Consider the following 18,360-nt stretch of genomic DNA (forward strand, 5'->3'; position numbering starts at 1 on the left):
CCCCGTCAAAGGGGCTTGAAACGTAGTGCTTGGAAGCAACAGGCAACCTTAATGGTCGTCCGAAACTTTCTTGTAGGCGTCCAGATATCCTTCGGGCAGTTTGTGCGCGATGCCCTGGTGACAGTCGATACAGGTTTTACCTGTGTCCAGTGCCTTCTGGTGGTTCTCGGCCGCGCGATTTTCCTGCTGTGTAAAGTCCATATAGTCGAACTTATGGCAGTTGCGGCATTCACGCGAGTCGGTTTCCTTCATCGCGGTCCAGACACGTGATGCTAAATACAGACGATGATCCTCGAACTTTTCAGGTGTGTCGATCACGCCGGTAATGAAGTGACCGTAAAGCTCTTTGGAAGCCTGGATCTTGCGGATCACTTTAGGACCCCATTCTTTGGGCACGTGGCAATCCGGGCAGGTCGCGCGCACACCGGACGAGTTGTTCTGGTGAACGGTGCCTTGGTATTCGGCGTAGACGTTGTCCTTCATCTCGTGACACGAGACGCAGAACTTTTCTGTATTGGTCATTTCCATGGCCCAGTGGAAACCGCCCCAAAAGACGACGCCGACCACAAATGACACCACCAAAGCGAAGCCAAGGCTGACAGCGCCAATTGGGGTGCGGAACCACTTGAACAGGCGACGAATGGCGCCGGGACGTGGTTCTTGAGAGTTGTTATCTGTCATATTCCCATTCCTCGTTTTCAGTCAGCCACAGCTTAGTTGCCCGAGGACTTGAACGTGTTATCGACCAATGCTGGTGCATCGGCTTGCGGTACGTGGCACTGGTTACAGAACCAACGGGTGCCGGCGACGCGGTCCAACTGATTGCCGTCGCGATCCATATAGTGGGTCATCGACAGGGTCGGCGCGTTGCGCTCGCCTGCGGTTGTCCAGTCATGGCAGCTTAGACAACGGTTGGCCTTGAGGTCGATCTGATACTGCTCAATTGTGTGCGGGATCAATGGCGGTTGCTGGCGATAGTTCCGCGTGAACCGCTGTTTATCCTGGTGAAAGACATCTTCCACACCAATTGGTTCATCAACGTCGGCACCGCGCAAGGTTTGGACGTCAGACGCCGATTGCGCGATGGCAAAGCTGGCGACAGCGATCATGGCCGATGCGGCGATGGCGCTGATAAGGGCTTGCTTCTTCATGGGTTTATACTCCGTTGCTTGCTCAGGCGGCTTTGCTGGCCCCGGTTGCAGGTTGAGTTCTGGTTCGTTGGACACGTCCAGGAGCGGGCGTATCATCGAAACGGTGAGTGAATTTGAAGACGTCCATGGCACAGACGTCGATGCATCGACCACAATTGGTGCAGTCGGGTGAAAGGATCAGGGCTGTGTCTTCGTCCTTGCCGCGAAGCGCGGGCGAAATCACGTGCATTTCGGGGCAGACTGCAAAACAGTCCATACAGTCATCGCATTCCGACCGTTTCACGGCAGAAATACGCACAACCGATTTCGTTCCCAAAAGGCCATAGAAAGTGCCAACTGGGCAGAGATGTCCACACCAGCCACGGCGCGAAACAAAAATATCAAACAGGAACACGGCGACTACAAAGGCCCAGGCAAAGCCCATGCCAAAGATCAGGCCACGGTGCAGCATTGAGATCGGGTTCACAAACTCCCACGCGATGGTGCCGGTGGCGGCAGAAACCGCGACCACCATAGCCAGGATCCAGTAGCGGGTGTTGTGTTTGGGCTGCCAGCCTTTTTGCATGCCCAGCTTTTCGTGAATCCAATGGGCGCCATCCGTCACAGGGTTGATCGGGCACACCCAAGAGCAATACACCCGCCCACCGATCAGGGCATAGATCACGCCCACAATCACAGCGCCAATCAAAGCGGTGGTTTCCGGCCAATGCAGAGCGGCAAAGGATTGAACCGTGATGAAGGGGTCATTCAGCGGCAGGAAGTTAAAAGTCATCGACCCGGACAGGTTGCCCTTGAACCACCAGATGCCGAACCAAGGTCCTAGTAGGAAAATGGCAAGGAAGAAAAATTGTGTCGCGCGCCGCAACAGCAAGAACCGATGCGCATACATCCAGCCGAATTCTTCAATCGCCTCTTGGCCGACGGGGAGTTTGGTCTTGTTACTCATCAGTTCGACCCTCCCGTTCCAGGCAATTTCAGGCCCGGATTAAACCCGCCGTCCATGCTGGCCTCAGGAATGCCTTCGGTAGCGGGCAAATACCCACCGGGGGCCACAAGATTGTCGGTTCCGGGTCCGGGAAGACGGTCGGGCAGATCGATCAAATCATCCACCAATGGGTTTCGATCTTCCCAGCCAAGTTTATAGTGATCGGCAGCGTCTGCCCGCGCAATCCGGCGCGGCAAAACTTTGATGGCCGCCTCATTCGGCAACACGCAGGATTTCTCGCATTTGCCACAACCGGTGCATTTATCCGCATGCACGGTAGGCATGAAAATCGCGTGGTGGCCCGAGCGTTCGTTGTGACTGCGTTCCAGTGTGATGGCTTCGTCAATCACTGGGCAAACGCGGTAACAAACATCACACCGCAGGCCCAGCGCATTCAGACAGGTTTCTTCGTCAATCAAAACCGCAACACCCATATCGGCGTCGTCAATATTGGTCAGGTCTTTGTCGAGCGCACCTGTCGGGCAGGCGGCGACACAAGGAATGTCTTCACACATCTCGCAGGGGATATCGCGGGCGGTGAAATACGGCGTGCCCGTGGCAGCACCATCTTCGCCAAGCTCAGCCAATACCAGAGTGTCATAGGGACAATCTCGCACGCAAAGGCCACAGCGAATACAGGCAGCAAGAAAATCGGGCTCGGATAAGGCTCCGGGCGGGCGCAGCGCCTGCGCAGGCAACGCGCGGGCATCTGAGATAAAATAGGCAAGTCCCATGCCCGCCACCGCGCACCCCGTCAGGCCGCGCGCCGAATCCTGTAGGAAACGGCGTCGATCCATCGACGAAGTGTTGCGGATATGGGCGGACATGGTTTTTTCTTTCCTTACAGCAAGTTAAGCGCGTTCAATCTTCACTGCACATTTCTTGAAGTCGGTCTCTTTCGAGATCGGGCAGGTCGCATCCAAGGTCAACTTGTTGGTCAGTTGGCCTTCATCGAACCATGGCATGAACACTACGCCGCGAGGCATTTTGTTCCGGCCACGAGTTTCGACACGGCTGAGGACAGAGCCCCGGCGCGACGAGACTTCGATTTCCTGACCACGACGCAGACCACGATCCTTGGCATCGTCAGGGTGCATATAGACCACTGCCGATGGGAACGACCGGTGCAGCTCGGGCACACGACGGGTCATCGACCCCGAGTGCCAGTGCTCAAGCACACGACCCGTTACGAACCACAGGTCATATTCTGCATCAGGCTCTTCTGCGGCGGGCTCATAGGGGGCGAAAATGATGTTCGCCTTGCCATCGGGCTTGCCGTAGAACTGAACGCCTTTGCCTTTTTCGACATAGGGGTCATAGCCTTCGCGGAAGCGATAGAGGGTTTCTTTGCCGTCCACGACGGGCCAACGCAGGCCACGTGCTTTGTGGTAGACATCGAACTCGGCCAGATCGTGGGCCTTGCCGCGACCAAAGTCAGCGTACTCTTCGAACAGACCTTTTTGAACGTAGTAGCCAAAGTGATTGGATTCTTCGTTGTTAAAGCCTTCTGCAGTTTCCGACAGTGGGTATTTGTTAACCTTACCGTTTTCATACAGAATTTCGTACAGGGTCTTACCGCGATACTCTGGCTTCTGCGCGATCAGCTCTTCTGGCCACACATCTTCGACCTTAAAGCGTTTCGAAAACTCCATGACCTGCCAGACGTCAGACTTGGACACACCAGGTGCATCGACCTGCTGACGCCAGAACTGTGTACGACGCTCCGCGTTACCATAGGCACCTTCTTTTTCCACCCACATTGCAGTGGGCAAGATCAGGTCAGCAGCCATGGCTGTCACTGTTGGATAGGGATCCGACACCGTGATGAAGTTTTCCGGGTTACGATAACCGGGATAACCTTCTTCGTTAATGTTCGGAGCCGCCTGAAGGTTGTTTGTACACTGAACCCAGTGACAATTCAGGTCGCCGTCTTTCAGTTTGCGGTGCTGAAGCACAGCGTGGAAGCCGGGTTTGCCAGGAATAGTGCCTTTTGGCAGGCCCCATTTGTCTTCGGCAAAATCACGGTGCGCTTCTTTCATGACCACCATGTCGGCAGGCAGACGGTGCGCAAAGGTGCCCACTTCGCGAGCGGTACCACAAGCAGATGGCTGACCTGTCAGCGAGAAAGGCGAGTTGCCCGGCTCAGCGATTTTGCCAACCAGAAGGTGCACGTTGTACATCAGCGAGTTAACCCAGGACCCACGTGTGTGCTGGTTAAAGCCCATGGTCCAGAGAGACATCACCTTGCGATCTGGGTGCGCATATTGCTTGGCCAGGCGTTCAAGTTGCGCCGCTGGAACACCAGAGATTTCCGAAGCTTTTTCAACAGTATATTCCGCAACCGCTGCCGCATACTCTTCAAAGGTAATCTTGGTGAGTTTACCGTGCTTACCCTCGTGTGATGGATTTTCGGCAGCTTGCTCAAGCTCATGCGTTGGGCGCAGACCATAACCAATATCGGTGGCGGTTTTCGTAATGTTGACGTGGTTGTTCACGAACTCTTCGTTCACAGCACCAGTTTGAATGATGTAGTTCGCGATGTAGTTCAGGATCGCCAAATCTGTTTGTGGCGCAAAGATCATACCGTTGTCAGCCAATTCAAACGAGCGATGCTCGAATGTCGACAGAACGTGCACTTCGCAGCCCGGCTTGGTCAGGCGGGTGTCGGTCAGACGCGACCACAAGATCGGGTGCATCTCGGCCATGTTTGATCCCCAGAGCACAAAGGTGTCCGCGTGCTCAAGATCGTCATAACAGCCCATTGGTTCGTCGATACCGAATGTCCGGATGAACGATGCCACAGCCGACGCCATACAGTGACGGGCGTTGGGGTCGATGTTGTTGGAACGCAGGCCGGCCTTCATGAATTTGGCGGCGGCGTAGCCTTCCCAGATGGTCCATTGGCCAGAGCCGAACATGGACACGGCTGTCGGGCCTTTTTTCTTGATGGTCTCTTTCCACTTGTCGGCCATCACGTCAAAGGCTTCGTCCCAGGACACAGCCTCGAACTCGCCTTCTTTGTCATAGACGCCATTGGTTTTACGCAGCAGCGGTGTTGTCAGACGGTCCTGTCCGTACATGATCTTGGACAGGAAATAGCCTTTGATGCAGTTCAAACCGCGGTTCACAGGGGCTTCTGGATCGCCTTGTGTGGCGACCACTTTTCCGTCTTTAACGCCGACCAGAACCGAGCAGCCTGTTCCGCAGAAGCGGCAGGCGGCTTTGTCCCAGCGAATGTCGGAACCGTTAAGCTGCGCCGCGGCAGCATTAGGAAGCGTGATCCCAGCAGCCGACGCTGTTGCAGCAGCGGCGGTTGCTTTCAGGAACGTGCGGCGGGAAGTTGGCAAAGTCATGGGCTATCTCCCGTTCAGTGTGTTGGTTGGTCGAGGTTTGGGGCAGATGCGCCCATCTCCTCGAAATGGTGGTAGGTAAGGGTTACGGTCAAAACGCCCGGGATCTGGTGCATGTCCATGATCTGTTCCGAAGCGCGCTGGGTTTCAGTGTCTTCGACGGTCACGACAATGCGTCCGTCTTCCTGAGCGTGAACCTCGCCGCCCTCGATCTCGTTGATCGCGGCAATCACGCTGTCCGTCATTTCGGGCATCGTGTGAACAAGGCATCCGCAAATATTCAGCATCGGCTGGCCTCCGTTGAAGGGGTGAATTGGGTAAGTGAAATCGCATTGACCGGACAAGGCGCGACGCAATAGCCGCAACCGGTACAAAGCGAGGAATTGAGTTCTAGTTTTTCGCGCCCACCGGGCACGAGTTGAAAGCGTATGGCGCGTTCGTCACAGTGATCCTGGCAGGTGCGGCACTGCACGCCTTTTTCGGACAAGCAGGTGCTGGCAATTGACGCAGACCACAACCACGGTTGATCGGCAACCAAAGCACCTGTCTCGCAGGCCTCAATGCAGTCGCCGCAGAAGGTACACCCATCTTGCGAAAAATTGACGTAAGGCAGCCCACCTTCACCTTTGAACAGAATCGATTCCGGGCAAGCCGACACGCAATCCCCGCAGCTGGTGCAGGTATTGTGAAATGTCTGCTCTGCGATGGCACCAAACGGGCGCATCACAGCAGGCGCTTCAAAGCGTCCTCTGAGAAAGGCTCGTCTTGATGGCACTGAAGTCATTTTCGCGTCTCCGGAACTCGGTATTCGAATTCTCTGTTCGACGCGTATCTTAGCCATTTCGGCGAGAAAAATTCTTGATCTAGATCATGGTTTTGCTGGATTTCCGCAAATGCCGATCCAACGTAAGCATCTGTAATTTTGAATACTTTTTGAGAAATCCACGTAAAACAGGCCCTTCCACTCAAAAAGGTAACTCTAAAATGCTTATTTTTGACGAGCCATGGCCTCGCCAGTATTTTTGCACCTATCCAAGATTTGACATGAGTTGGTCCTAAAAGCCGGGCCAGAAATTGGCGTTTAGCTCTCCCGTCATTTTGCCTTTGGTTCGCTAAGCTGACATCTATGGATGCCATTTTGCCCAGATCCTATCCAAATGGCTCCGTGAATGCGGGGGCCGTAAACGCAGCACGCAAGTGCGCCTTATCCACGCGGTCGTGGTTGCGGCTATTGTGCGTGTTTTCATATAGCGGTAATCAACAAAACCAAGTTTGCGCTTTCACAAAGTTCGTAGGTTTTTGGTGAACAAGCTGGACAAATCATTGCTGAATTCTTTGTCGTCATTTCGACGGCTGGAGGATGACCAGCTCAGAGAAGTGCTGGACCTTGCCAGATTGCGTCGGGTCCCCACCGGTAAGCCAATCTTTGAAGAGGCTGAGGACGCCAAGCAATTCTTCCTTTTGCTGGACGGGCATGTACGTGTTGAGCGTTTGAACGCGGAAGGAGACAAGGTCATTTCCCTACATATCCCTCCGGGTCAGCTTTTTGGAATCGCCCGGGCTTTGGGGCGCGACACCTACCCGGCAAGCGCGATGGCGGCAGTTGAATGCATCGTTCTGATTTGGCCAATGTCGCTGTGGGATGACTTTGCCGGGCGCTACGAAGGTTTCGCGGCAGAGGCGTATAAAACAGTCGGTCAACGTGTCTCAGAAATGAATAACCAGATCATGGAACTGGCCACGCAACACGTTGAACAACGCGTTGCCCGAGCCGTTCTGCGGTTGATGAAGCAGCATGGCCGCAACACCGACTCGGGTGTGCAAATTGCTTTTCCCGTCACCCGCAAAATCATATCGGAAATGACCGGGAGCACCCTACACACTGTCAGCCGTCTTTTATCACGTTGGGAACGGCAACGAATTCTGCGCAGTGCCCATCGTCATATTCACGTGCTGGACGCATCCCGCCTCGAGGAATTAACCCGACAGGATGCCTGACATTCAGGTATTTGACCCGGGCTATCTGGTGAAAGTCACTTCGCCACCGCAGATCGTAGTGATTGCCTGCGCGTTGGCCAGTTGCTCCGCTGACGTATTCATCAAGTCACGATCCATTATCGCTATGTCAGCCATGTAGCCCTGTTTCAGCAGACCTTTGCGATGCTCATTGAACTCTACCCAAGCGTTATCGCGCGTGTAAGACGACAATGTGGCCTCCAGGTTCTGCCGGTTATCCGCCCAAGGCGCCGGCAATTGGGTTCCTTGCACTGCCCCCGCAACAGTCATCATGACATCCACCGGCACGACGGGCCAATCTGTTGAAAAACAGGTCTTTGCCCCACTTTCGCGAATCTTACGCCAAGCAAATGCAAAAGGGATTTGAGACTCTGTCAGAATGTCGTCGACGTCATATGGCTCGAACAACCCGCCCTCAGGAGAGTGCAATGGCTGCAACGAGGCTACCGCTCCCAGCGCTGCAAGACGTGGAATATCCTGAGGGTCGATCAGTTCAATGTGCTCGACCCGGTGACGCGAGTCGCGCACGCCATTGACCTTGCGCGCAGCCTCATAGCCATCCAGCGTCCGCCGCACAGCGCCATCACCAATTGCATGCACACTGATTTGCAACCCCATCGCATCGGCCCGAATACAGGCCTCGTTGAAATGGTCTGCTTCGAATACGGCGTCGCCAGTGCTTTTGGGTTTGCCGGGGTATGGTTTCAGCATCAGTGCAGTGTAGCTATCCAGAACACCATCCATGAACATCTTGACCCGGCCCGACCACACCTTGTCCGATTTGAATTGGCGGCGCATTTCGTCGGCTTCAGCAAGCCGGTCCAGCGGGTCATAGTTTTTCAGATGCATTGGCACCTGAACCCGCGCAGGCAAGCGACCTTCGCCCTCAAGTTCACTCAGCAGGTCCAGCTGGTAAAAGTTGCCATCCATATTATGCAGCCCGGTGATGCCATGGCTGGCACAGTGGTTCAGCCCCCGCAGGAGCACTTCTTTGTCAAACTCTCGTTCCTTGGCGGTGGCTGGGGGTTCAGGGTCCGCCCCCGTCACATACCCCAAAAGGTCGCGCCCCCCTAAAATGGACAGACTCAACACCGGACCAAAAGCGCCGGTCTCATTCAGTTGACCCTGCGCTGTACCATCTTTGGCCATGACAATTTCGGACCCTTCGGGCACATAACCGCCGTGCAAGATACCTGCCTGTTCCAGGGCAATTGTGTTGGCCCAAACCGTGTGGTGATCCGCTGCCATCAGGGCAACAGGGCGATCCGGCAATATCCGATCTAAATCGTGCCGTGTAGTGACATGCCCCGCTCCGATAATGTCATAGTCCGCGGATACGCCCATAATAAGCGGATCATCTGGCCGGCCCGCTGCATAGGCCCGAATAGCAGCATTCAATGCATCAAACCCACGCACATCCCGCAAATCCAGCATATCCAGTTCTGCGGCGCCCCCGAATAGGTGTACATGGCTGTCGATAAATCCCGGTAGAACAGTACCGCCCGCAGCATCGATAATCTTTGTCTTAGAACTTGCCAATGCGCGGATATCAGCCGTTGTGCCAACTGCGGTTATCACACCTCCCGACGCTGCAAGTGCTTGCGCCGCAGGTTTACTTTTGTCGAAGGTTAGCAAATTGCCGTTTACGACAATCAAATCAGGAATTGGAGACATCAACGTTTGTCCTTTGGCAGCTCATGTTCATCCGCAGTCATGAGGGCCGACAAATTTGAAATGCCCACATGCGATGCTTGCAGGCACTCTGACTCTGCAAGCAGACATTGGCAACATACCCAAGCATGGGGCCACGTGAGTTTTAGCTAAGCCAAAAGCTCAAATGTCAGATCTTTCCAAGCTGAGAGGCGGCTTTGGCCAATGCTTCAATGTCGCCCCAGCGTCCGGCCTTGACCATTTCTTTTGGTGCGACCCAACTTCCACCAGCACAAAGCACATTATTGAGCTTTAGATAGGTTTCAGCGTTTTGCGGGCTAACTCCGCCCGTTGGGCAGAACGTGATCTGAGGCAACGGCGCGCCAATAGCTTTGAGCGCAGGCGCGCCACCTGAAGCTTCGGCCGGAAAGAATTTTATCATGTCAAAGCCCTGCGCCAAGAGACGCATGGCTTCGCTGGCTGTGGCCGCACCTGGCAACAGCGGTAGATTTTCCTTAGCGCAGGCCGCCAGCAATTCGTCCGTTGCACCCGGAGAGACACCAAAGGTTGCGCCTGCCGCTTTGGCCGCGCGCACGTCTTCCGGTGTCACAAGTGTTCCAGCTCCGACATAGCCACCCGGTACAGTGCTCATCTCGCGAATGGCATCCAAAGCGGTAGGCGTGCGCAGTGTCACTTCAAGAACCGGCAGGCCACCAGCAACAAGGGCCTCGGCCAAGGGTCTGGCAGAAGCCACATCGTCGACAACCAAAACCGGAACAATCGGCGCCAGTGCACAAAGTTCACGCGTTCGGCGACTGGCCTCGATAGGAGCAAGTGTCATGAGTTATCCCTCAAAAATAGTCGCGCCGGTATTGGCGGTGCCGACAGTATTGCGAAACGCCGAGAAAAGCTCGCGGCCCATACCAAACTGATTTTCAGACAGGTCTGAAACCGCGGCGGGCCGCTCAAATACACCTGCCGTGAGAATATCAAGCGTTCCTTTGACGGCATCGACCCGCAGAATATCGCCGTCCATTAAGCGTGCAATTGGGCCTGCATCGACAGCTTCGGGACAAACATGAATGGCTGCAGGTACTTTGCCCGAGGCCCCGGACATACGCCCATCAGTGACCAGCGCAACTTTTTGCCCCCGGCCCTGAAGAATTGACAACAAGGGTGTTAGGCTATGCAACTCTGGCATTCCGTTCGCTTTGGGACCTTGAAAGCGCACGACAACCACAAGGTCACCGGTCAACTCACCTGCCTTGAACGCGGTTTTAACATCGTCCTGCGTATGAAAAACCCGTACCGGCGCTTCGACAATGCGATGTTCTGGTGCCACGGCGGACACCTTCATTACGGCGGTGCCCAATGATCCCGTGAGCTTGGACAATCCACCCGTTGACTGAAAAGGATCAGACGCCGGGCGCAATATTTTTTCATTTAGGCTTTGGGGAGCTCCGTCTTGCCAAACCAATTCATCATCCTGCAAAAGCGGCTCTTGCGTGTAACTCTGCAACCCAACGCCTGCGACGGTCTTGGTATCCGGGTGCAATAGGCCATTTTCAAGAAGGCTTCCGATCATATAGCCCAATCCACCTGCTGCGTGAAAATGGTTCACGTCGGCCAATCCATTGGGGTAGACACGCGCCATCAGCGGAGTCACTTCGGACAGGTCCGAGAAGTCCTGCCAATCCAGAATGATCCCACCTGCACGCGCCATCGCAACAAGATGGATAAGCAAATTGGTTGACCCACCCGTTGCATTCAATCCGACAATCCCGTTTACAAATGCTTTCTCATCAAGAATGTCGCAAACCGGTGTATAGCTGTTGCCCAGATTGCTCAACGAAAGTGCCCGTTTTGCGCCTTCGCGGGTCAGGGCATCACGTAACGGAGTGTTTGGGCTGACAAAGCTGGAGCCGGGCAGGTGCAGCCCCATGAACTCCATCAACATCTGGTTGGTGTTGGCAGTGCCATAAAAGGTGCATGTTCCGGGCCCGTGATAGGCGGCCATTTCTGCCTGCATCAAGGCATCGCGACCCACCTCACCCAGTGCAAATTTTTGGCGCACTTTGGCTTTTTCATCGTTCGCTAGACCACTTGTCATGGGTCCGGCAGGCAAGAACACCGCTGGCAAATGGCCAAAGGCTTGTGCGGCGATCACCAAGCCGGGCACGATCTTGTCGCAAACACCCAGAAAAACAGCAGCATCAAATGTGTTGTGGCTAAGGCCGACGGACGCGGCCAGCGCAATAACATCACGAGAAAAGAGGCTAAGTTCCATGCCAGCTTCGCCCTGGGTCACACCATCACACATGGCGGGAACGCCGCCCGCGACCTGCGCCGTGCCACCAGCCTGACGCGCTGCATCCCTGATCAGATTTGGGTAATGCTCGAACGGTTGGTGGGCGGACAGCATATCATTGTAGGTCGTGATGATGCCAAGGTTGCCGGCATCCCCCTGACACAGCAAAGCCTTGTCAGACCCAGACGCAGCATAGGCATGGGCCTGTCCACTGCAGGATAGATGCGCACGCGCCGGGCCTTTGGAGCGGGCAGCCCTCATGCGCTCTAGATGCGCCGAACGGGTGGGCGCGCTGCGCTCAATGATGGCTTGGGTCACGCGTTCCAGTTTGGGGTTCAAAGTCATGTTCTGGTCAATCCTTCAAATTTCCTGTGCGTCGTCATTCGATTTCACGCCAGCGACGTCCGTCGCGGTGCAACAACATCAGGGCGTCTTCTGGCCCTGAACTACCAGCGTCGTAAGGCGCAGGCCTCAAGGCGGCGCCTTCCCAGCCAGCGATCATCGGGTCCGCCCATTCCCAGGCGGCCTCGACTTCGTCACCGCGCATAAACAGTGTCTGGTCGCCGCGGATTACATCCATAATCAGTCGCTCATAGGCATCCTGCGCCTGGGCCTGTTCACCCAAGGCTTCTGCAAAGGTCATATCCAGCGTTACTTCGGCCAACCGCATGCCTCCCGGGCCTGGTTCCTTGATCGTGGTGCGCAGGGTGATGCCTTCGTCAGGCTGCAATCGGATAATCAGTGCATTCCCGCGCCGACCTTCCATTTTGGGGAAAATCATGTGGGGTGGATCACGAAACACAATCGCAATTTCCGAGCTGCGGGCTCTCAATTTCTTGCCCGTGCGCAGATAAAAAGGCGTCCCGGCCCAGCGCCAGTTGCCGATATTGATCTTCATCGCAATGAAGCTTTCGGTCAGGCTGTTGGGATCACCTGCATGCTCGACATAACTGTCTTTGCCACTCACTGCGCGGTACTGGCCCCGAACAATGTCACTCTGAGGCACTGGTTCCAGTGCTTCAATGACTTTAACCTTTTCATCGCGCACGGCGTTTGATGCCAGCTTTGACGGGGGCTCCATCGCGGTCAGGCACAGAAGTTGTACAAGGTGATTTTGCACCATGTCGCGCATTGCACCTGAGCGATTGTAGTACTCACCGCGCCCTTCAACCCCAAGACTTTCGGACACGGTGATTTGTACGTGATCCACATGAGTAGAGTTCCACAAAGGTTCCCACAGAGAATTGGCAAAGCGTAGCGCCATCAGGTTCTGAACGGTTTCTTTACCCAGATAGTGATCGATCCGGTAAATCTGATGCTCATCAAAGCAACGACGCAGTTCAGCATTCAAGGCCTTTGAAGTCTCCAGATCGCGGCCAAAAGGTTTCTCAACAACGATCCGCGAGTCCGGTGTCGCAATACCATGTTCGCTCAGATTAGCCGCAATTGGCCCGAACAGAGATGGCGTGACTGACAGGTAAAACGCGCGCACAACATCGGGCCGCAAAGTTTCAACCAGTTCCGACCATCCTTTGTCCCCCGTGGCATCGACTTTGACGTAATCAAGCCTGTCCAAAAAAGCACTCAGGGCCTCGTTGCTTTTTGCGGTTTCCGGTGCAAATTCAAGTAAGCTTGTGCGAACCAGATTCTGAAACCCAGCCCGATCCATATCCGTGCGCGCCGATCCAATCACGCGCGCATCTTCAGGCATTTGGCCGACGATAAAGCGGTGAAACAAACCGGGGAGGATTTTGCGGCGTGCCAAATCACCCGTGACACCAAACAGCACAAGATCAAATGAATCGACCGGAATAACGCGAGAAACCATGGTTTAACTCCGAGGGTTGAGTGTTAGATGACGCATCAGTCCACCACTAATCGGCCACTTTGCGGTGAACAGGCAGAACATGTTAAACCTTTAGGATTCCCCCAAGGACTGGCTACTTTATCGAGTGTCATGTTTTGCCTATCTGCCGCTGCGTTGGTGCCTTTTATCATAACACATACACAAAATGATAGCGCTAACATTTTGATGTGGGAATTTTCCCCCGATACCGTGGGGAAACAAAGTGTTGCGGAGCAGAAGGCAGTGCTCGGATGAAGTCGAGAGCACCTTTCTTGTCAGACTTTGCGGGTTTTCTGCGGCGCCGGAAGGGTCTTGGTGAGTTTGCGGAGATTTTGAGAGATTGCAGCGAGGAGGAATTCATCAGTTGCGCGGCATAGACCACACAATCGCAGCCTTCCCAGCATGATCCCTGACCCAAAAGCGCCGTCCACCTAGCGGACTCTCCAAAGGAAATCGCTTCTGCCCCTATTGGACATTGGTTAGTTTGAGGACAAGCTGCGGAGAGGGCAAACATGCCAATTCAATCATTGGGCTATCTTGGCGTTCGGTCTGACCGGACCGACGACTGGAAACAATTTGCAGGCAAAGTGCTGGCCATGCAGCTTGCGGATCATGGTGGACGACAGCTGTCGTTTCGGATGGATGATCTTGTGCAGCGCTTGGTTGTCTCTGACGAACCCGGGGAAACACTGGCCTTTATTGGCTGGGAGGTATCGCAGAAATCCGACCTACAGGAGTTTGCTGCGCGGTTGGACAATGCCGGACACAAGGTTGTTCAAGGGGATCCCGCGCTGGCTGACAGGCGCTTTGTTGAGGATCTGATTGTCACCCATGATCCGGCAGGCAATCGGATTGAACTGGTTTGGAATCCGCAGAAATCGCCCGAGCCGTTTACCCCTGGTCGCCCAATTGACGGGTTCAAAACAGGGCCACTTGGCATGGGTCACGCGGTGTTGCATGTGCCAGACGCCACAGCTTTGTTGCCGTTTTACTGTGATGTGCTGGGCTTTGCCGTCAGCGATTACGGGCTGACGCCAGTGCCGCTCTATTTCTTTCATGTCAACGGGCGTCACCACAGTTTTGCTATCGTGGGGTCCGGCAATTCCGGGTTTCATCATTTCATGGTTGAATATCATAACCTTGATGACGTGGGGCAAGGGTATGACCTGGCCAGTCTTCAGGACAATGGCATCGCCTACACTCTTGGCCGCCACACAAACGATTACATGACCAGCTTTTACGCTAACTCGCCTTCCGGGTTCTTTGTGGAAAACGGCTGGGGTGGACGTGTGATTGATCCGACCACCTGGGAGCCGCATGAAACAACTGTGGGGCCCAGCTTTTGGGGGCATGACCGCCTGTATCTGCCCGAGGCTGACCGACAACCCTTTGTTGACTTGCGGCTCAAGGCGGCCGCCGACGGGCGGCGCGCGCCACCGGTTGTTGATTGCCCATGGCTTTACGAGATGCGCGGGCGTCGTTGAGAGGGCAGATGAATATGCAAACCATCCAGACTGACGTTGCGATTGTTGGCTATGGACCGACCGGCGCAACGCTGGCCAACTTGCTGGCCAAATGTGGTGTCCGAGTGACGGTGATTGAGCGCGAGTCAGCGATGTATCACCTGCCCCGTGCGGTGCATTTTGATGACGAAACGATGCGCGTGTTTCAAGCCGCTGGAATTGCGGATGATCTGAATCGCAAGGTGCGGGTCAATCCGGGCATGAAGTTCGTCGACCCTGACGGTACGCTACTGCTGGACTGGCCGCGCCCGCAGGAAATTGGACCGCAAGGCTGGCATGCAAGTTACCGGTTGCACCAGCCTGATCTGGAACAGTTGCTGCGCGACAGGCTTGCTAGTCGTGCGGGGGTTGAAGTGTTGACCCACACCGAAGTCCTGTCTGTCCAGCAAAGCGAAAACAGTGTCATGCTAAGCTGCCGCAGTTCTGCTGATGGCCGCGTGTTGAACGTACGGTCCAAATTTGTCGTTGGTTGTGACGGTGCACAGTCACAGGTGCGTGGTGCCATTGGCGAAGGCATGGATGATTTTGGGTTTGACGAACGCTGGCTTGTTGTTGATCTGCTACTCAAACGCGACCGGCCCGATCTAGGGAACTATTCGGTGCAGTTTTGTAACCCGGAGCGCCCGATGACCTATTGCCGCAGCCCGGGTATCCGGCGGCGGTGGGAAATCACCGTTCTGAAAGACGAAACCGATGCAGAGGTTACGCAGGAAGCGAAGATATGGCAGTTTCTCGCGCCGTGGATCGAGCCAAAAGAGGCGGAGCTGGAGCGCAGTGCAGTTTATACTTTCCGCTCGGCAGTGGCACAGCATTGGCGCAAGGGTCGGCTGATGATTGCAGGAGATGCGGCACATCTGACGCCACCGTTCATGGGGCAAGGCATGTGTGCAGGCATTCGCGATGCGTCCAACTTGGCGTGGAAACTGGCATTGGTTGTCAAAGGTCAGGCAAGTGCCGACCTGCTGAATAGCTATCAGGCAGAACGCGCACCAAATGCGCGTGCATTTATTGAAACGGCGATGCGTTTGGGTGGGTTGATAAATTCCCTAGACCGCGAGAGCGCGCTGAAACAGGCAGAGCGAAATCCGACAGGTGGTGCGCGCATGGCCTCGATTGCGCCCCCGCTTGGACCCAGCAGCCTGCCGAGCCTGGTTGACAGTGGCGCACCGCACCAAGGGCAATTGTTCGGACAGCCAGTGCTGCGTGACGGAACGCTGCTGGATGATGTTGTCGGCTACAGGCCCGTGCTGATCCTGCGTCAGCCATTGCCCAAAGACGTCTTTGCCGCTGTTCCTGTGCTGGATGGGGAAGCCCACCCAAAATTGAACGATACGCTGGATGAGTTGGGGACAAATGCGGTGTTGATCCGCCCTGACAAATACATTGCCGCCAGCGCCATAACACCGAAAGACATCGCGGTACTGGCCGCATTGCCCTTTCCGTCTCCCCTGTCCGATCCAAGAATGAAAGAACCCGCAATATGAAACTTGCATCCCTGAAATCCGGTGGCCGTGACGGAACGCCCGTTGTTGTGTCGCGCGACCTAAGCAGGATGGCTCTGGCCACCTCGGTTGTTCCGACGTTGCGCGACGCGATTGAAAACTGGGGGCAGGTTGCACCTGAGTTGCAGACTCTCTCTGCGCAGTTAGAGGCTGGGAAACTGGACTCTTTGCCCTATGATCCAACAACCCTTGCCTCACCTTTGCCCCGTGCGTTTCAATGGGCCGATGGAAGTGCGTATCTCAGCCATATGCGGCTGGTGCGCAAAGCGCGCGGGGTTGAAATGCCCGCGAATTCACAAACTGATCCGATGCTTTATCAGGGAGGCAGCGATGCCTTTCTGGGGCCGGTTGATCCGATCCCTTGTGTTGATACCGATTGGGGGCTGGATTTTGAGGGTGAAATCGCGGTGATTACCGATGATGTGCCCATGGGGTGCAGTACTGAACAAGCCAAATCGCATATCAAGCTGATCCTGCTGTGTAATGACATCAGCCTGCGCCATGTTATGCGGCCTGAACTGATCAAAGGCTTTGGGTTCTTTCAGTCCAAGCCAGCCAGCGCGTTTTCTCCTATTTGCGTTACGCCCGACGAACTGGGCAAAGCTTGGACCGGCGGGCGGGTCAACCTGCCATTGCTGACAACTTACAACGGCGAGGACTATGGCCGCGTGCATGCAGGCAAAGACCTGACCTTTGAATTTCCCGATCTGATTGCCCATGCGGCGCGCACCCGCGATCTTGCGGCGGGCACGATCATCGGATCTGGCACAGTGAGTAACGAAGACCATGACGTCGTCGGCTCAAACTGTCTGGCCGAAAAGCGCATGATTGAGACCATTCGCGACGGCAATGCTGCGACAAGATTCATGCAACCTGGTGATACGATCCGTTTTGAAATGCTGGGCGAGGATGGCGTAAGCATCTTTGGTGCTATTGACCAGACGGTCGTAGCCGGATGACACTACGGCTTGTGTGCGGATCGGCTCCCGCCACGAGAGGGGACGTCGATGGCAGAGAATACGGATACAGTGCGAGCACTGGCGCGTGGGTTGAGCATTCTGCGGTTCCTGAACCGATCCGGTGCAGCCCGCGTGACCGAGATTGCAGCTGAACTGAACCTGCCACGTCCGACCGTCTATCGCCTTTTGCACACATTAGAAGTCGAGGGGTATATCCTTTACTCAAGCAGCGACAATCGTGCGCGCGTGTCGCCTCTCGCGGCAGCATTGGGTGACAATGGGTCGTTGCGTTCGCGTCTTTGCCATGTTGCAGCCCCCATTTTGGTGCAGTTCACAAACACCCACGCCTGGCCGGTTGATCTATCGATTTACGAAGACTCCCATATGATTGTTCAGGAATCGACCCACAGTCGGAGCCCTTTGTCGGTCGATCCCGGCATGATCGGTTATTGTCTTCCAATTCTGCGCTCGTCTGCTGGACGGGCCTATCTGTCGGTTTGCGACCCAAAGGAGCGCAACCTCATCATCGATTTGCTGCGTGCCGAGGCTGTACCCGAAGACATCCCTTTTCTGAAGTCAGATTGGTTAGACCAGAACCTGACGGCCTATTTTCAGCAGGGCTATGCCACACGTGACCCACGCACGTTCCGGCCAAAAACCTCGAGCCTTGCTGTCCCAATCCTTGCCAATGACCGCGCCATCGGTTGCCTATCGATTATCTGGGTCACCAAAGCGATGACAATGCAACAGGCAATCGAAAGATATGCCGTAGCTTTACAGGCATCCTCAGCAGATATTGCGGCCGAATTTCAAATGTTGGAAGACGCGGGGTCAGACGAGCGTCGCTGAGCAATTGCCAGCGCTCTGGCCACCATGCAGTCAACATCGGCTAACTTGGTATCGTCGTATACGCCGAAAGCTGTAATCCGGCCAGTCAACGGCAGGGAACGCTCACTGTGAAACACAAATGACTACAAATCTGGATTCCGCCGCATTGTCGATGGCATCGCTAAAAACCCAAGCCGACTCTGACGATCTTGGCTTGGGCATTCGCACACTGCGCGGTATTC

General features: G+C 55.2%; 16 protein-coding genes. 5 read left to right on the forward strand and 11 right to left on the reverse strand.

The annotated features are described in order from the left end of the window. Positions 1-48 precede the first annotated feature (48 nt). Genes BUC32_RS09765 through napF form a run of 7 tightly spaced genes read right to left on the reverse strand, consistent with a single transcriptional unit; the run spans position 49 to position 6,270 of the window. Complete coding sequence (locus tag BUC32_RS09765) at positions 49-681, reverse strand: NapC/NirT family cytochrome c (RefSeq protein WP_073252060.1); 633 nt, start codon at positions 679-681, stop codon at positions 49-51. A gap of 32 nt (positions 682-713) precedes the next feature. Next, positions 714-1,151 (reverse strand): nitrate reductase cytochrome c-type subunit, encoded by a 438-nt coding sequence (locus BUC32_RS09770; RefSeq protein ID WP_073252062.1) that lies wholly within the window; start codon positions 1,149-1,151, stop codon positions 714-716. 22 nt (positions 1,152-1,173) lie between these two features. Beyond that, entirely contained in the window at positions 1,174-2,097 is a 924-nt protein-coding gene (gene napH / locus BUC32_RS09775; protein WP_073252064.1) for a quinol dehydrogenase ferredoxin subunit NapH, read from the reverse strand. After that, on the reverse strand, positions 2,097-2,963 hold the full coding sequence (napG, locus tag BUC32_RS09780; protein WP_073252066.1) for a ferredoxin-type protein NapG: 867 nt from the start codon (positions 2,961-2,963) through the stop codon (positions 2,097-2,099). Before napG ends, napH begins: the two co-directional genes overlap by 1 nt. 24 nt (positions 2,964-2,987) lie before the next feature. Continuing rightward, the gene (gene napA / locus BUC32_RS09785; protein ID WP_073252068.1) at positions 2,988-5,489 is read right to left on the reverse strand and encodes a nitrate reductase catalytic subunit NapA; all 2,502 of its coding nucleotides are present in this window, start codon (positions 5,487-5,489) and stop codon (positions 2,988-2,990) included. 14 nt (positions 5,490-5,503) lie between these two features. Beyond that, complete coding sequence (locus BUC32_RS09790; RefSeq protein ID WP_073252071.1) at positions 5,504-5,773, reverse strand: chaperone NapD; 270 nt, start codon at positions 5,771-5,773, stop codon at positions 5,504-5,506. Continuing rightward, the gene (gene napF / locus BUC32_RS09795) at positions 5,767-6,270 is read right to left on the reverse strand and encodes a ferredoxin-type protein NapF (protein ID WP_073252073.1); all 504 of its coding nucleotides are present in this window, start codon (positions 6,268-6,270) and stop codon (positions 5,767-5,769) included. Before napF ends, BUC32_RS09790 begins: the two co-directional genes overlap by 7 nt. Before the next feature lie 518 nt (positions 6,271-6,788). Here napF and BUC32_RS09805 point away from each other — a divergent pair. Further along, positions 6,789-7,484, forward strand: coding sequence for a Crp/Fnr family transcriptional regulator (locus BUC32_RS09805; RefSeq protein ID WP_073252134.1), 696 nt, complete (start codon positions 6,789-6,791; stop codon positions 7,482-7,484). A gap of 21 nt (positions 7,485-7,505) precedes the next feature. Here the strand turns inward: BUC32_RS09805 and BUC32_RS09810 are convergent, their stop codons facing one another. The 4 genes from BUC32_RS09810 to zwf form a co-directional block, all read right to left on the reverse strand. Then, on the reverse strand, positions 7,506-9,176 hold the full coding sequence (locus BUC32_RS09810; protein ID WP_073252077.1) for an amidohydrolase: 1,671 nt from the start codon (positions 9,174-9,176) through the stop codon (positions 7,506-7,508). Positions 9,177-9,342: 166 nt separating this feature from the next. Further along, positions 9,343-9,993, reverse strand: a complete 651-nt coding sequence (gene eda / locus BUC32_RS09815) for a bifunctional 4-hydroxy-2-oxoglutarate aldolase/2-dehydro-3-deoxy-phosphogluconate aldolase (protein ID WP_073252079.1) — start codon at positions 9,991-9,993, stop codon at positions 9,343-9,345. A 3-nt stretch (positions 9,994-9,996) separates the two neighbouring features. Then, positions 9,997-11,805 (reverse strand): phosphogluconate dehydratase, encoded by a 1,809-nt coding sequence (gene edd / locus BUC32_RS09820; protein ID WP_073252081.1) that lies wholly within the window; start codon positions 11,803-11,805, stop codon positions 9,997-9,999. Between the two features lie 34 nt (positions 11,806-11,839). Next, positions 11,840-13,288, reverse strand: coding sequence for a glucose-6-phosphate dehydrogenase (gene zwf, locus BUC32_RS09825; protein ID WP_073252083.1), 1,449 nt, complete (start codon positions 13,286-13,288; stop codon positions 11,840-11,842). A 530-nt stretch (positions 13,289-13,818) separates the two neighbouring features. Here zwf and BUC32_RS09835 point away from each other — a divergent pair. Genes BUC32_RS09835 through BUC32_RS09850 form a run of 4 tightly spaced genes read left to right on the forward strand, consistent with a single transcriptional unit; the run spans position 13,819 to position 18,139 of the window. Then, positions 13,819-14,790 carry a VOC family protein gene (locus BUC32_RS09835; RefSeq protein ID WP_073252085.1) on the forward strand — a complete coding sequence of 324 codons (972 nt, stop codon included), beginning with the start codon at positions 13,819-13,821 and terminating at the stop codon, positions 14,788-14,790. 8 nt (positions 14,791-14,798) lie between these two features. Beyond that, on the forward strand, positions 14,799-16,313 hold the full coding sequence (gene mhpA / locus BUC32_RS09840) for a bifunctional 3-(3-hydroxy-phenyl)propionate/3-hydroxycinnamic acid hydroxylase MhpA (protein ID WP_073252087.1): 1,515 nt from the start codon (positions 14,799-14,801) through the stop codon (positions 16,311-16,313). After that, entirely contained in the window at positions 16,310-17,290 is a 981-nt protein-coding gene (locus BUC32_RS09845) for a fumarylacetoacetate hydrolase family protein (RefSeq protein WP_073252089.1), read from the forward strand. Before mhpA ends, BUC32_RS09845 begins: the two co-directional genes overlap by 4 nt. A 48-nt stretch (positions 17,291-17,338) precedes the next feature. Next, complete coding sequence (locus BUC32_RS09850; protein WP_073252093.1) at positions 17,339-18,139, forward strand: DNA-binding transcriptional regulator; 801 nt, start codon at positions 17,339-17,341, stop codon at positions 18,137-18,139. The last annotated feature ends 221 nt before the right edge of the window (positions 18,140-18,360 follow it).

Source organism: Shimia gijangensis, assembly GCF_900142085.1.
Classification (GTDB): Bacteria; Pseudomonadota; Alphaproteobacteria; order Rhodobacterales; family Rhodobacteraceae; genus Shimia; species Shimia gijangensis.